This window comes from Ruegeria sp. AB7 (assembly GCF_056542625.1).
The window spans coordinates 684999-699301 of the sequence record NZ_JBQGAC010000002.1 but is presented as its reverse complement, the minus strand read 5'-3'; the positions used below and the strand labels follow the sequence as shown (position 1 = coordinate 699301).

The following is a 14303-nucleotide window of genomic DNA, read 5'->3' as shown; positions in this document are numbered from 1 at the left end:
CATGCTTTGGGAGGCTTTGACGTTACAGCTTGGCTATAACGCCACGCTGGTTGCTATTGGTGCGACGTTACTGGGCGTTTCAGCAGGTGTGACGGGCACGTTCTTATTCCTGCGTAAACGCGCGCTGGTTAGCGATGCCATCAGCCACGCGACCCTACCGGGCGTTTGCCTTGCCTTCATGGTGCTGGTGGCCCTCGGTGGTGATGGGCGTAACTTGATCGGACTGCTTGCAGGTTCGGCAATATCCGCATGGGTTGGTTTGCTCTGTATGAACTGGCTGACCAGTCGCACACGTTTGGCAGAAGATGCAGCGATCGGCGCAGTGTTATCGGTGTTCTTCGGTTTTGGTGTCGTACTGCTGACGGTTATTCAAACCATGGGGGTTGGACGCCAGGCAGGATTGGAAGGATTCTTGCTGGGTTCTACTGCGGGGATGCTGTGGGCGGATGCTCTGGTCATCGCGATCGGGGGCGCGGCAACTTTGGTGCTGGTGATGATCATCCGCCGCCCGATGACGATGGTCGCCTTCGATCCTGAATATGCCGCCGCGCGCGGGTTGCCCGTGCATCGGATTGATCTGGCGATGATGGGGCTCGTGATGGCGGTGACCGTGGTCGGGTTAAAGATCGTTGGTCTGATCCTGATTGTTGCTCTGCTGATCATCCCGCCTGGGACAGCGCGGTTCTGGACGGAGCGATCCGACCGCGTGGTCGTTCTGGCCGGTTTGGCCGGAGGTCTTGCAGGGTTTCTGGGGGCAGGTATTTCGGCCTCGGCTCCGAACCTGCCGACCGGACCGATCATCGTTCTGGTCAGTTTTGGGTTCTTTGCCCTGTCGCTCCTGTTCGCGCCGGTTCGGGGCGTGTTGGCAGCTATTCTCAGCCACCTTCGGTTCCAGCGTCGAGTGCACATTCGGCAGGGACTGCTTGCACTGGCGCAGGGGCAGCAAATCTATGAACCCCTAACCATTCGCCTGTTACGCCGCACCGGCCTTGTGCGCGCCGATGGAGTTGCAACGGAGGAAGGGAGGGCGCGTGCGGCCAAGGCCCTACGAGACGAAAAGCGGTGGGAGATCGTCCGCGCGGATCAGGCGCATGAGGCCTCTGCGGCGCTGTACGATGGGCTGCGCGATATCGAGACCGTGCTGACTCGCGATCAGATCGCCGAGATTGATCGTCGTATCGGCGGCCCGCAGGAGGTCACGCCATGAGCGGAGAAGAGTTCGTACCCCTGTCGCTGACGCCTTTGTTGATTGGGACATTCGCGGCCATCGCATGCGCTCTGCCCGGTAACTTTCTGGTGCTGCGCAAGCAAGCGCTGATTGGCGACGCGATCAGCCATGTGGTGTTGCCCGGTATTGTCGTCGCGTTTCTGCTGACAGGCGCAATTTCAACCTGGCCGATGATGCTTGGCGCAGCAGGGGCTGCTGTGGTCGCCGTGGTTATGATCGAAGCGATCCGGCGATTGGGTCAGATCGAGCCGGGGGCAGCGATGGGTGTCGTATTCACGACCATGTTCGCCGGTGGTGTCCTACTGCTTGAGCAGACTGACACTTCGACCGTCCATTTGGACGTTGAACATGCGCTTTACGGCAATCTGGAAAGCTTGATCTGGCTGGATGCAACGGACTGGTCGTCGCTGCTGGATCTACAGGCATTGGCAGGGTTGCCACCTGAATTGCCGCGCATTGCGCTGACACTGACGGGGGTCTTGCTGTTCACGTGGTTGTTCTGGCGACCGCTCAAGATATCGACCTTCGATGAAGGCTTTGCGCGCACAATTGGTATCCGCACTGGTGCGTTAGGGATGGCTCTGGTGATCATAGCTGCGATTGCTGCTGTCGCGGCATTTGATGCAGTGGGGTCGATCATCGTGATTGCAATGTTCATCTGCCCGCCAGCTGCGGCACGGATGATGACCAACCGGTTGGAAGTCCAGATCGTCTGGAGTGTCCTGTTCGCAACCCTTTCCGCCGTGTCCGGTTATGTTTTGGCAGGCTATGGCCCATTGTGGTTGGGGGCTGCGGATGCTGTCAGCGCCGCAGGAATGATCGCCACGATATCAGGCCTGATTCTGGCGCTGACCGCTGCTTTTGGCCCATGCCGAACCCGCAGCGGAGCGCCCAGTCAGGCTTGACTTGGCGTATTCACGCCAACGCCCATCACGCAGTTTCGGCTGAACTTCGCCAAGTGGAAACAATCACGAATTCTTAACAAGATTTATTCCATTTTCGGTGATACCAAACTTTCAATTGGAAACCACAAGACCACCACTCACTCTGGTATATCCGGCCAGTTCTGACCTTAGTCGCTACCCCCTTAACGGCGCGGTCAAACTGGCCGGATACCTTGTTTAAAGCCCGCTCTTCACAATTCAAACCGGTGGTCGAATCGCGTGCGCCTATGCTAGGTCTAGCGGTATGGTGTATGCGAACCCCAATATCAGCGACAATCAACCGGTCATCCGGCAGCTTGATGACGCAGCGATCAACCGGATTGCAGCGGGTGAAGTCGTGGAACGGCCTGCTTCTGCCGTCAAGGAATTGGTCGAAAACGCCATCGATGCCGGGGCCACACGCATCGCTATTGAGGTCGCGGATGGCGGCAAGACCCTGATTCGTGTCACCGATGATGGGTGTGGGATCGCAGCGGGGGATTTGCCTCTGGCGCTGTCGCGCCATGCGACATCGAAGATCGACGGGTCAGATCTGTTGAATATCCACACATTTGGATTTCGCGGTGAAGCACTGCCCTCGCTGGGGGCTGTCGGGCGTTTGACCATCACCAGCCGTGTCTCGGGTGCTGATGCGGCCTCGATCCAGGTGTCCGGTGGCAAAATGGATGCAGTGAAGCCAGCAGCCTTGCGCGCTGGGACTGTGGTTGAGTTGCGAGACCTGTTTTACGCCACCCCGGCACGGCTGAAGTTCATGCGCACGGACCGGGCCGAGGCGCAGGCGATTTCAGACATTGTGAAACGTTTGGCGATGGCCGAGCCTTCGGTCGCGTTCACCCTGCGCGATGTCTCGGGCGGGGGAGAGGCGCGCGTGACCTTCCGCGCCGACCGCGAGAATGGCGATCTGTTTGATGCGCTGCATGCCCGATTGGCGCGCGTTCTTGGCCGTGAGTTCGCTGAAAATGCTTTGCAGATCGATGCCACACGCGAAGGGCTCAGGCTTTATGGCTATGCCGCGCTGCCGACCTATTCGCGCGGGGCTGCAGTGGCGCAGTATCTGTTCGTCAATGGGCGACCCGTGCGGGACAAGATGCTGACCGGTGCGCTGCGCGCGGCCTATTTCGATTTCCTCAGCCGCGACCGGCATCCGGCGGCGGCGCTGTTCATAGACTGTGATCCGACGCTGGTGGATGTGAATGTACATCCGGCAAAATCCGAGGTTCGGTTCCGCGATCCCGGCCTCGCGCGTGGCTTGATCGTGTCCAGCCTGCGTCACGCGTTGGCCGAGGCCGGGCACCGGGCATCTTCGACCGTGGCCAACGCAACCTTGGGTGCGATGCGGCCCGAGCCGGCACCTGCAACCCCGGCGCGGGTGTATCAAATGGATCGCCCGTCACCCGCGGCGCGTCAGGCGGCCTATCGGGCGCAATCTCCGGGTTTTGCGGAACTGTCGCAGGACTATAGCGGACGCATCGTGGAACCGGTGCCCGAAACTGCACCGGTGGATAAGCCGCAAGACCTGCCCTTGGGGGCGGCGCGCGGGCAGGTGCACGAGAATTACATCATCGCCCAAACGGCAGACGGCATGGTGATCGTGGATCAACACGCCGCACATGAACGGCTGGTTTACGAAAAGCTCAAGTCCCAGATGGCCGAAAATGGCGTTGCCGCACAAGCGTTGTTGATCCCCGAAATCGTCGAACTGACAGACGGTGACTGCACACGTCTGATGGCCGTTGCAGAGGACCTGTCGCGCTTTGGATTGACCATCGAACCCTTTGGTGGCGGGGCAATCGCCGTGCGCGAAACTCCGGCCATTCTTGGCGAGGTCGATGCCCGCGCGATGATCCTCGATATCCTTGATGAGCTCTCCGATCAGGGCGAAAGCCAGATGGTGCAAGCGCGGATCGAGGCGATCCTGAGCCGCGTGGCCTGCCATGGCTCGGTTCGGTCTGGCCGTCGGATGCGGGCCGAAGAGATGAATGCCCTGCTGCGTGAGATGGAGGCGACGCCCCATTCCGGGCAGTGCAACCACGGGCGGCCAACTTATGTGGAACTGAAGCTGAGCGATATCGAACGCCTGTTCGGCCGCAGTTGATCCGCTGGCCCGCTCGGGCTATGAAGAATAAAACAAGAACATCTGAGGCGATATGATCGAGATTGCTGGCACCCAATATGCGTTGAATGACCCTATCATCCTGATTGCAGGCGGGGTGGTGGTGTTGATTCTGCTGCTTCTGTTTCTGTCACTTCGAGCGTCACAGCGTTCAGCTCGGATGGCGGAGCCGCTGGCCCGGCAGATGGCGCACCTTGGGCAGCATGTGCAGCAACTGGGCCAGGGGCAGGAACAACTGCGGGGTGGCCTACAGCATGTCTCGGACACGCAGGCCAACGCGCAGGTGCAGGTGATCCAGACCGTTGAATCCCGCCTGTCATCGGTGCAACAGCAGATGAATGACCGGCTGGCCGATAACGCGATGAAATCGGCGCGCGCTCTGGCTGAGATGCAGGAGCGGATGAAGGAATCGCTGCATGGTTCGTCGAAACAGACGGCGACCTCGCTGACGCAATTGCAGGAACGTCTGGCAGCCATCGACAAGGCGCAGGACAATATCACCAAGCTTTCAGGCGACGTGCTGTCATTGCAGGATATTCTGTCGAACAAGCAGACGCGCGGGGCTTTCGGGGAAATTCAGCTGAACGATATCGTTTCGAAGGCGCTGCCATCAGATAGTTTTCTGCTGCAGGCCACGTTATCGAACGGACGGCGCGCTGATTGCCTGATCAACCTGCCGAACCCTCCCGGACCGATCGTGATCGACAGTAAGTTCCCGCTGGAAGCCTATGAGGCACTGATCGGATCGACCAATGATATGGAGCTGAAAGCAGCGGTACAAATGTTCCGCAGTACCGTGCGTAAGCACATCAACGATATTGCCGAGAAGTACATTCTGGACGGTGAAACTGCAGATGGGGCGCTGATGTTTCTGCCCTCTGAGGCAGTCTATGCCGAGCTGCACGCCAAGTTCCCTGAATTGGTGCAAGAGAGTTTCTCGAAACGCGTTTGGATCGTTTCACCCACAACTTGCATGGCGACGCTGAACACCATGCGGGCGATCCTTAAAGATGCGCGTATGCGCGAACAGGCCGGTGCGATCCGCAAGGAATTGGGGCTGCTGCATAAGGATGTGGAACGTTTAGGCGACCGGGTGTCGAACCTCGACCGTCATTTCGGGCAGGCTGCAAAGGATATCTCGGAAATCAAGATCAGCGCGGAAAAGGCGGGTCGCCGGGCGCAACGGTTGGATAATTTCGATTTCGAAGAGCTTGCGCCGGATGACCAAACAAACGTCGTGCCGCTGGGCAAAACCGAAGGGTAAGCGTTATTGGATCGACAGGTCCAAATTGTAACCAACCGTCTTGCCTGTGTCGCGATCGTTACCCATCAGATAAACACGTATGGTGTAGTCGCCATCATCGGGAAGCTCGATCCGGGCGGTATTTCCATCGATTGAGCCGTTGTAAATTGCGACGCCGTCGCTATCCGGCGGCAAGATGTTGAAATAGATCACGCCGTTGCCATTGGTGTCACTGACCTTAAGGTCGGCGAACATCTCCTGCCCAGCCTTGGCTCCGAGTTTATAGTCGAAATATTCGTCGCCGGTGACAGTCCCATTCACCATCGTGCCGAAATTGCCCGGTTGGAATTTAACGTCTGCGGACATCTGTGCGGAAACGCTGGCTCCAAAAGTCAGCAAAAGCGCTGTGACTGCCATCCTTAAGAACATTTATAACCCCGATTTAGTTAGCGTCGATAAACAACCCTACCACAACGGATCAGATTCGAAGGAATGGTTGGAACAGGCGCGGCATCAGCTTGCTGAACTTCAGTGGAGCATCAGTGACGGCCAGGCAAATGCAGTCTTCAGAAATATCTGCCGTAGGGGTATGATGGATAGACTGGTCAGCGATTTCGACATCGCCGCGGTCGAAGCGGTCGATCTCGTCAGAGAATGCACCCTGCAGGACCATCGTCAGTTCTATGCCTTTATGGCTGTGATCCGGCACCGCTGCCCCGGCGGGGATAAACAACAACCGGGCGGTGGCTTCGCTGGTCGTGGGCAGGATTGCCTGTTTGACACCCATGCCGACGGGCTTCCATTTGATCGCGTTCACGTCGCCGCCGACATAGTCCTGCAGCGGTGTCGGAAGAACTGCACAAGACGGGTGCGCGGGTTTCACCTTTGGTGCGCCCTGAGCAATCAATGCCATTGTTGCCGCCAGTGAACCGTCACTCATGCTTGCTGACGCATCTTGTTCCTGCAAAACGCATCCGCCAACTGCGTCAAAGCTTTCAGCGCGGGCGCGGCAGTGGTCGCACAGAGACAGATGCGTTGCGACCATCAGGTCAAACGCTTCGGGCAGATTGCCTGCGGCATAGGCCATCAGCAGGTCGTCTGTCAGGTGATGTTTAATCTCGTTTTTCATGCTCGTCATCTCAGTTCATCGCGTGGCGCAAGCGGTCCAGCGCCAGCCGTATCCGTGATTTGATCGTTCCCAAGGGCAACCCGGTCTGAGATGCGATTTCTCGATGGCTCAGATCTCCGAAGTAGGCCTTCTCGATCAGCTGTCTTTGCGCCTCAGGTAATGCCGCCATGGCATCACGCAGCTGCGCGGTTTCCTGTTGCAGCGCTAGAACGTCTTCCTGTTCCGGCTCCGCCTCCGGCCCCCACCCGAGGTCTTCGGGTTCGGGGCGGCGTTGCTTGCGCAATACGTCAATGCGCTTGTTCCTTGCGATCGTGAACACCCAGGTCGCAACCGTTGCCCTTGTCGGGTCAAACAGATGCGCCTTGTGCCACAAGGTCGCCATGACCTCCTGCGCGCATTCTTCAGCCAGGGCGGCATCCGAACCGGACTTGATCAGGAACGCCTTGATACGAGGCGCGAAATGCTGAAACAGTTCGGCGAAGGACGCCTGATCCTGAGCGTCTCGGATTCGACGGACGTGTTCCACCCAATCCTTTCTGGCGCCACAAGTATTATTCTGTCCGTTCACCGAGTTGCCCTTAAAACGCTTAGGTCCGCGCCAAACAATTCTTCCAGCAGCTTCTGCCGTCGGTTCGTCCATTGTCGCGGTGTCAGTCTCGGTAAACATAACCACAATACGTGGGGACACCCAAGGTGGATCAGTCGGTTGGATAAATTTCATCCAAAACCGGCTGAATATCGTATTGTGAGATACCAGATATGCGGAAATGCATGTCAATTGAATGATTTGCGGGCAGGACGGAAAATCTGTTTTATGAACAGAATTGATTATATCGCGGGCCATACCTTTCACGGGCGCAAAGGTGCGGTCGAGAATGCGTTTCGCTATTCCGTCGATTACATCTTGTTAGACCCCGAGGCCCACCCCAAGACCCCATACCTGTTTTCGATCAATGGCGCGAACCTGACAAGCTGGCGAGATTGCGATCATGGGGGTGAACCTGGTCAGGGTCGCGGGGGGATCTGGCTGCGTGAGTGCTTTGAGGCGCAAGATATTCCACAACCGGACAGGATGACCTTGCTGACACAACCCCGTGTGTTAGGGCATGTGTTCAATCCGGTCAGTTTCTGGTTCTGTTTTGATAAAGATAACCAGCTTTATGCTGTGGTGGCCGAGGTGACCAACACTTATGGCACACGCCATAGCTACTTGTGCCACAAACCCGATCTTTCACCGATTGCACCTACCGATCGGATACTTGCGGACAAGCTGATGCATGTCTCTCCGTTTCAGAAGATCGAGGGCACCTATACCTTCCGCTTTGACTATCAGGACGAACGTGTTGGTGTCTGGATCGATTATGGGCGTGCCCGAGGCGGTTTGATTGCCACGCTGACCGGTCCGCGCCAGCCGTACAGCAACCGGATCATTCTAAAGTCTCTCTGGCGGCGTCCGTTCGGCGCGCGCCGGGCGGTGTTTCTGATTCACTGGCAGGCTGTGAAGCTGTGGTTCAAACGGGCGCGGTTCAGCCCGTTTCGTACCGCGCCGGTTCCCGATCAGCCTGTATCCCGGTCGCGGCACTAAAGCCCTCCGCTTTGCGCAAGATCAAAGACGGTCACCTGTGGGATCGTGCAGAAATGCCTGGACCGCGAACACGAGGAGTTGAGACAGATGTTGGAAATCTCGGCAAGAAAGATCGCCCAGGTCGCCATGATGGGGCGTGAACTGGACCGGGCCGAGGGCGAATTGCGCGCATTCATCGACCGTATGGGTGAGGATGAGCAAGCAGAGCTGGTGGCCGTCATGTGGATCGGTCGAGAAAGCTTTTTTGCCGAGGATTTGGCCGAAGCGATTGCGACGGCTAAGTCCGAAGCCTCGACGCCTTGCGCGGATTATCTGATCGGAACACCGCATTTGTCGGACCATCTGGAAAACGGTTTGGATGCGCTGGGAATTTCAGCCGAGGACGTTGAAAACGATCTGATGTAGTCGGTGATCTGGCGACGGGTCAGCTTATCCTAGCGTATGAAGCAAAATTAATGAGGCCTTCCGTCGGGGTTAATGTCGAGTTCTTTGATCAGGTTCATCAAACACAGCGATGAATCTAGGAGGAACCGTCATGGCACATGTCAATGCAACCGGAGCAGATCATCGGGATCTGCTTTTTGGCCAACTTGTGAACCAAACAGTGCCAAAGTCAGGATGGCAGCGCCGCAAGGTCTACAAGAACACGATCCGGGCGCTTGAAGAACTCAGCGATCGTCAGCTTTTTGATATCGGCATTCCGCGTGGTGAGATCAGGCGGCGCGTATATCGAAACGTCTATCAGAACATACCCTATCTGAACGGCGTTTAAGCCTTTCCGGCGCTGTACGGATATCGGTCCATTGTAAATTTTGCTGAGGTAACGAGTATGCTGGATGCCAACCCAATCCCGAAACAAACCCCTTCAAAAAGCGCATTGATGCTGTTTGACCGGGCGATGAGAATTCACGCGATCAGGGCGGATATCGTTTGTGCCGCCCAGGAACTGAATCGGCTTTCTGATTCCGATCTGTCAGAACTGGGCATCAACCGCTGCGATGTGGAAGCGGTGATTGCGCAATACATCTGACGATAGCGGGTTAAGCCGCATTAAGAACGCAGCCGCTCCGAAGGTTCCGGAGCGGCTGTTTGTGATTTAGGCCGTGTGGTCCACGATCTGCAGGTGCTGCGCCAGCGTGTCGATCTCGCGCATCCAGTCCTGCACCAGCTTCGGGTCGCTGGGTGCAGCGTGAACTCCTGCGGGAATAGCGCGGTTCAGCACGGCCTCGACGGCCAGTGAAACCGGGATCGAAACCAACCGCGCCATCGCCGTCCCGCGCGCGTCGCCCCAGGCATCCATGACATAGGTTTTGTGCCAAACTTCAACGCCGTCCTTTTCCGCCTTTAGGCCCACACATAAAACCACGCGGTCAGGCTCGCCCTCGTCATAGGCGTTCTCGGCCCAGAACTGATCCGACATCTCTTTCAAGCGCGCATCGCCTTCGGGGCCGGACAGCGTTTCGATTTCGGTGAACACATCCGACCAAGCCTCAGCCCAGCCGTTCAGGCGCAAGGTGCCACGGACAAATTCCTTGACCGGCCAGTGATCCTCGAACTGGTACTCGGCCTTGAAGGGGATCGAGTCGCGGTTCGGGTAGACTTCGAAGCTTTCCGGAGTGGGCAGCGGTGCGATGTAGCTGGTGATCGCGTCCCAAGGTCGGGCGACATCCAGCGGCGCGTAGTCCCGGATTGACTTGGAAGGAGAGCGCAGCGCTTTGAGCACACCCAGAGGTGACCAGCTGAATTTGTAGCGGAACGGGTTGGGATTCTTGGGAACGCCTCCGCAATAAGAGATAAAGCTCAGGTGGTTTTGCGGATCAAACGCGTCCGAGGCGCGGTAATCGGCAACCAGCGCATGCGCCATCAGATGGTCGATGCCCGGGTCCAACCCAACTTCATTAACCAGCGCTACTCCGGCCTCGCGGGCCTTGCTGTCCAGCGCGCGCATCTCAGGTGCGATATATGAGGAAGAGACAAAGTTGGCTTCTTTCGTGATTGCCAACTCTGCCAAAGGTACATGCCAGTCACCAGGCAGCATCGATACGATGACGTCAACTTTTCCCAGCACCTCACCCAACGCATCGATGTCGAAGGCGCGGATGTCGTCGGTGAGGTCACCAACCTCTGTCTTGGCCTTCTCAATGGTCCGGTTCCAGACAGTGACTTTGTGCCCGCCTTCAATAAGACGGCGCAGGCCGGGGATGGCCGACAGGCCGGTGCCGCACCAGTGAATCGTCATCGCTCAGATCCCTTCAATATGAGTTTTGTAAGTTGCTTCTGCCCGGCCCCAGACGCCGCTATCCAGATCGGTGAGGGTCAACAACGACGGAAGTAGTTGCGACGCGTAGTCCTCGGAACTTTCGACAGGCAGCATCGACGGCAGGTTGTCGATCGCCATAACATCCATCACCGGATCGGTGGCCACGCGCAAGGCGGGGGCATCCCATGTGGTCGCGCGGTCATAGACCGGCACCGGGTTGTAATCGCTATCCGGGTCGCAGGCCACATCGCCGATAGCTGTAAGGTTCCGCGAGGTGGTCAGCGCTGACCGTGGGACAAAGACCGGTGTGCCGGGACGAGCGAAGATACAGTTCAGGAACAGGTCGTGATCGAGGATTTCTGGGAATGGTCCGCCGCGGGCGGTTTCGGCCATGTCCCACTTGGTAACGCTGACGCCCATTGCCTCGCAGAGATCAGCCGCGCCTGTGCCAACACGGCCCAACGCACCGATGACGATGGCGCGGGGACGGTCGGCGCCGGTGGAGTCCAGCTCGGCCAGCAATTCGGCGTTCAACGTGTCTTTGTTCTTATAAACACCAACCGGCGGGCATTCTTCATTTCGTTGCTGGGCCGCCCATGTCTTGAGCGTCACGGCAGCCCCCGCGTACCCAGCCCAATAGCCGAAAGCGGCAACCCGGCGGCCGTTTTCCTCGACCAGATACTCCAGATCATAAAGTGTGCCGCCGCCAGCCTTGAACCGCTGCAAAAGCGCGCGTCCTGAATGTTGCCCCTTATAGGCATGGCCGAACATGATATGGCGGTGGGGCAGGGGCGTGCCGTCCTCGGGCAGCTCCTTGAGGCCAAAGATGATCGCGTCCAGCGGGGCATTGGGCCAGGAATTCTCAGCCGCGATTTCACAGCCCGCGTCCTTGTAGCCATCAATTGCGATGGCGCGGACGAAACTTTCCTCGACTGTCACGCGGATGCCTGCCGCGATCAACGCGGCAGTGCCTTCGGGGGTCAGCCCGACCCGTTCCTCGTTCGGGCGCTGTTCTGCCCGGACCCAGAGATGTGTCATTCCAATTCCTTTTGTCAGAGCATACCGGCAGTGCGTACCGCCTGTACCGAGGGACGCGCCTCCATCGCTTCGCGGAAGGCGATGATCTTTGGAAAGGCCGAGACGTCAACACCGTCGCCCTCCAGCCAGCTGCAAACCACGTACAGGTACGCGTCGGCCAGCGAGAACGCCTCGCCCAAAACAAACGGCCCACGCAACCCGTTCGACGAGATATATGCGCAGGACTCAGTCATGTTTTGCGCGACTTTGTCCTTCATGTCTTTCCAGCTGGATTTCTTGTCTGCCCAACGGGGCCCGCGCATCTTGTGGGCATGGTTCACATGCATGGTCGAGGCGAGATAAAACATCACCTCTCGCATCCGCGCCGCCATAACCGAATCTGATGGCACCAATCCCGCCTCGGGCGCTTTAGCGGCAATGTATTCCAACAACGCTCCGGTTTCGGTCAGAATGCCGCCATCCACAACCAGTGCCGGGACCCGACCTTTTGGATTTATCTGCTTATAGGCGGGTTTGGTTTGCTCACCTCCGGCAAAGTCCAGTTGGATGGCCTCATACTCAAGCCCGGCCTCTTCCAGCGCAATTGCCACGGCGACCGAGATTGTGCGGGGGGCATAATAAAGTTGCATTGTAGCCTCCTTACAGATGGGTCTGCGCGAACTGACGGTCTGGCGCTTCCAGATGGGGCACTGCGTTGAACAGAACCGGACTTAGCTGCGCGCCAATCGGGTGCAGACGATGCATCGACGTGTTCATGATGGCAAGCGCCACCCGCGCCATCGATGGGATATCCAAGCCCATCGCCTGCCGCACCACCATCGAGATCAGCCCGCCCGAGGTCACGACAATTGCCGGACCGCCTTCGGTGCCTATCTCACGCAGAGCGTCGCGAACGCGAGTCTCGAACTCTTCAAAGGTTTCCGGCGTATCTTCGATCTCGCCCCGGGACCAGGCGGCAAAGGTGCGGGGCAAGTGCTCGACAAAGCCTTCGCGGTCGGTTGGTATTTCAACCCCGTGCTGCTGTTGGAATAACTGGGCGAGGGTGAAATACTCGATCTCATTCAGCCGCGCATCCCGAGTTGGCTGCGGCAGCCCCATGCTGGCCGCAGTTTCCACGTGCCGGTTGAGTGTGCCGCTATAAACTCGAGGGTAATGCAGGCGGGTATCGCGCAAATGCGCGCCCAACCAACGGGCCTGTTGGTGACCCAGTTCGCTCAGCCGGTCATAACTCAGCTCATCCCGTGCGGTTGTGTTGGCCTGCCCGTGGCGCACAAGTGTGATATGTGACATGATGATCCCTCTTGCGTTGACGTCTTAGGGCAGGTTCGGGGCCGGGACCAGAGGGCTTTCACGCGGGCCCGAAAAAACTCCTATATCAGGCGAAGTTTACCGCTATGGTCACCCCGACAAGGAGGACCCATGGCTGTCGATCACACACGGTTTCTGACCGATCTACACACGCTGCGTTCATTCGGGGCTTCGGGCGTCGGCAAGGGCGTCGTCCGCCCCGCCTATTCCAAAGCTGATATCGCCGCGCGCCAGTGGCTCGCCGCGCGCATGACCGAGGCTGGCCTGACTCCGCATGTCGACCCGGTTGGAAACCTGTTCGGGCTGGCTGATGGACCCTCGCTGCTGATGGGCTCGCATTCCGACAGCCAGCCCGAGGGCGGTTGGCTGGACGGAGCCCTGGGCGTCATTGCGGCACTGGAAATCGCGCGTTCCAGTGATCGACCCATCTCGGTCGTCAGTTTTCAGGACGAAGAAGGGCGGTTCGGCGTCACCACCGGATCGGCGGTCTGGTCAGGTGGATTATCTTTGGAACAGGCGGACGTGCTGATTGATGGCTCAGGCGTCACCTTTGGCAGCGCGCGGGCTAAAATGGCAAAGAAGTCGCAAGGCTTTGTTGATCCTGTCCGGTTCAGCGGCTTCATCGAAATGCACATCGAACAGGGCCCGGCACTGGATGCAGCCGGTGAACAGATCGGCGTTGTCACCGATATCGTCGGCATCCGCGATATGGTCATCACCTTCCAAGGCCAGCAAAACCATGCTGGAACCACGCCAATGCATTTGCGACGTGACGCGTTTCAGGCCCTGTCGCTGTTCAACACGCGCCTCAATGACCGGTTCCGTAATGTGGTCATGCCGCAAACCGTCTGGACCATCGGGCGTGTTGATGTTCACCCCAATGCGTCCTCTATCGTGCCGGGACGGGTGCGGTTTTCGATGCAATGGCGCGACGGCGATCCTGAGCGTCTGGTGCGTATGGAAGACATCATTCGCGCGACCGCACAGCAGATTGCCGAAGAGCAGGGCGTAACACTAACCTACGGCCCGATGCTGGGGTTAGAGCCCGTCAGCATGGACCCGGTTTTGCGCGGTGCGCTGGAAAGCGGCGCGCAGGCCATTGCGCCTGGGCGTTGGCGCAATATGCCATCCGGAGCGCTCCACGATGCCACCAATGTCTCGCGCCTGATGCCGGTTGCGATGCTCTTTGTCCCGTCGATTGACGGAATCAGCCACGATTTTGCCGAAGACACAGCCGAAGAGGATTTGGTTGCAGGTCTCAGGGTGCTTGATCGCGCAGTCCATTCCCTTGAGGAATGAAGGTAAGTTGAAGACCATTTCACGATTTTCCACGCTAAACCAAGTTACTATCGGGGATGTCCACCAGCTATGGGTGGGTGCTCGGCACAGGTTTACTGACTCCGAACAAGGAGTGTTGCCTAACGGAAAAAAGTTTCCTATAGGAACATTATTGAT

Annotated in this window: 16 protein-coding genes; 9 read left to right on the top strand and 7 right to left on the bottom strand. The window is 58.1% G+C overall.

Features of this window, described 5'->3' with window-relative positions:
- The first annotated feature begins 1 nt into the window (after position 1).
- The 4 genes from ACR0EN_RS09085 to ACR0EN_RS09070 all read left to right on the top strand — a co-directional run bounded on the left by ACR0EN_RS09085 (position 2) and on the right by ACR0EN_RS09070 (position 5549).
- Entirely contained in the window at positions 2 to 1207 is a 1206-nt protein-coding gene (locus tag ACR0EN_RS09085; protein ID WP_480586322.1) for a metal ABC transporter permease, read from the top strand.
- Positions 1204 to 2133: a metal ABC transporter permease gene (locus ACR0EN_RS09080; protein ID WP_170426196.1), complete on the top strand. Its 930-nt coding sequence runs from the start codon at positions 1204 to 1206 to the stop codon at positions 2131 to 2133. The genes ACR0EN_RS09085 and ACR0EN_RS09080 overlap by 4 nt, the downstream gene beginning before the upstream one ends.
- 283 nt (positions 2134 to 2416) lie before the next feature.
- The gene (gene mutL / locus ACR0EN_RS09075) at positions 2417 to 4267 is read left to right on the top strand and encodes a DNA mismatch repair endonuclease MutL (RefSeq protein ID WP_480586319.1); all 1851 of its coding nucleotides are present in this window, start codon (positions 2417 to 2419) and stop codon (positions 4265 to 4267) included.
- A 52-nt stretch (positions 4268 to 4319) separates the two neighbouring features.
- Complete coding sequence (locus ACR0EN_RS09070) at positions 4320 to 5549, top strand: DNA recombination protein RmuC (RefSeq protein WP_170394608.1); 1230 nt, start codon at positions 4320 to 4322, stop codon at positions 5547 to 5549.
- A 3-nt stretch (positions 5550 to 5552) separates the two neighbouring features.
- Here ACR0EN_RS09070 and ACR0EN_RS09065 read toward each other — a convergent pair whose 3' ends face one another.
- The 3 genes from ACR0EN_RS09065 to ACR0EN_RS09055 are packed head-to-tail and all read right to left on the bottom strand — an operon-like array spanning position 5553 to position 7324.
- Positions 5553 to 5957 (bottom strand): hypothetical protein, encoded by a 405-nt coding sequence (locus tag ACR0EN_RS09065; protein WP_480436536.1) that lies wholly within the window; start codon positions 5955 to 5957, stop codon positions 5553 to 5555.
- A gap of 49 nt (positions 5958 to 6006) precedes the next feature.
- On the bottom strand, positions 6007 to 6657 hold the full coding sequence (locus ACR0EN_RS09060) for a ChrR family anti-sigma-E factor (protein ID WP_170408477.1): 651 nt from the start codon (positions 6655 to 6657) through the stop codon (positions 6007 to 6009).
- Between the two features lie 10 nt (positions 6658 to 6667).
- Positions 6668 to 7324: a sigma-70 family RNA polymerase sigma factor gene (locus ACR0EN_RS09055; RefSeq protein WP_170395087.1), complete on the bottom strand. Its 657-nt coding sequence runs from the start codon at positions 7322 to 7324 to the stop codon at positions 6668 to 6670.
- A gap of 147 nt (positions 7325 to 7471) precedes the next feature.
- Here ACR0EN_RS09055 and ACR0EN_RS09050 point away from each other — a divergent pair, with 147 nt between their 5' ends.
- The 4 genes from ACR0EN_RS09050 to ACR0EN_RS09035 all read left to right on the top strand — a co-directional run bounded on the left by ACR0EN_RS09050 (position 7472) and on the right by ACR0EN_RS09035 (position 9272).
- Positions 7472 to 8242, top strand: a complete 771-nt coding sequence (locus ACR0EN_RS09050) for a DUF1365 domain-containing protein (protein ID WP_170566993.1) — start codon at positions 7472 to 7474, stop codon at positions 8240 to 8242.
- A gap of 87 nt (positions 8243 to 8329) precedes the next feature.
- A complete protein-coding gene (locus tag ACR0EN_RS09045) occupies positions 8330 to 8647 on the top strand; it encodes a DUF3775 domain-containing protein (RefSeq protein WP_170408475.1) in 318 nt (105 codons plus the stop codon).
- A gap of 130 nt (positions 8648 to 8777) precedes the next feature.
- A complete protein-coding gene (locus tag ACR0EN_RS09040; protein ID WP_170394595.1) occupies positions 8778 to 9014 on the top strand; it encodes a DUF1127 domain-containing protein in 237 nt (78 codons plus the stop codon).
- A 57-nt stretch (positions 9015 to 9071) separates the two neighbouring features.
- Positions 9072 to 9272, top strand: coding sequence for a DUF1127 domain-containing protein (locus ACR0EN_RS09035; RefSeq protein WP_223117180.1), 201 nt, complete (start codon positions 9072 to 9074; stop codon positions 9270 to 9272).
- A 66-nt stretch (positions 9273 to 9338) separates the two neighbouring features.
- On the opposite strand, the gene ACR0EN_RS09030 is transcribed toward ACR0EN_RS09035, so the two are convergent.
- From ACR0EN_RS09030 to ACR0EN_RS09015, 4 genes are read right to left on the bottom strand one after another with little or no spacing between them, the layout of a single operon-like run.
- The gene (locus ACR0EN_RS09030) at positions 9339 to 10481 is read right to left on the bottom strand and encodes a saccharopine dehydrogenase family protein (protein WP_480586315.1); all 1143 of its coding nucleotides are present in this window, start codon (positions 10479 to 10481) and stop codon (positions 9339 to 9341) included.
- 3 nt (positions 10482 to 10484) lie between these two features.
- Complete coding sequence (locus ACR0EN_RS09025) at positions 10485 to 11540, bottom strand: saccharopine dehydrogenase (protein WP_480586312.1); 1056 nt, start codon at positions 11538 to 11540, stop codon at positions 10485 to 10487.
- A gap of 14 nt (positions 11541 to 11554) precedes the next feature.
- Positions 11555 to 12169, bottom strand: coding sequence for a glutathione S-transferase family protein (locus tag ACR0EN_RS09020; protein ID WP_170819223.1), 615 nt, complete (start codon positions 12167 to 12169; stop codon positions 11555 to 11557).
- Positions 12170 to 12179: 10 nt separating this feature from the next.
- Complete coding sequence (locus ACR0EN_RS09015) at positions 12180 to 12830, bottom strand: histidine phosphatase family protein (protein WP_480586309.1); 651 nt, start codon at positions 12828 to 12830, stop codon at positions 12180 to 12182.
- A 129-nt stretch (positions 12831 to 12959) separates the two neighbouring features.
- Between ACR0EN_RS09015 and ACR0EN_RS09010 the strand changes: the two genes are divergently transcribed.
- Complete coding sequence (locus tag ACR0EN_RS09010; RefSeq protein WP_480586306.1) at positions 12960 to 14147, top strand: Zn-dependent hydrolase; 1188 nt, start codon at positions 12960 to 12962, stop codon at positions 14145 to 14147.
- Positions 14148 to 14303 lie beyond the last annotated feature (156 nt).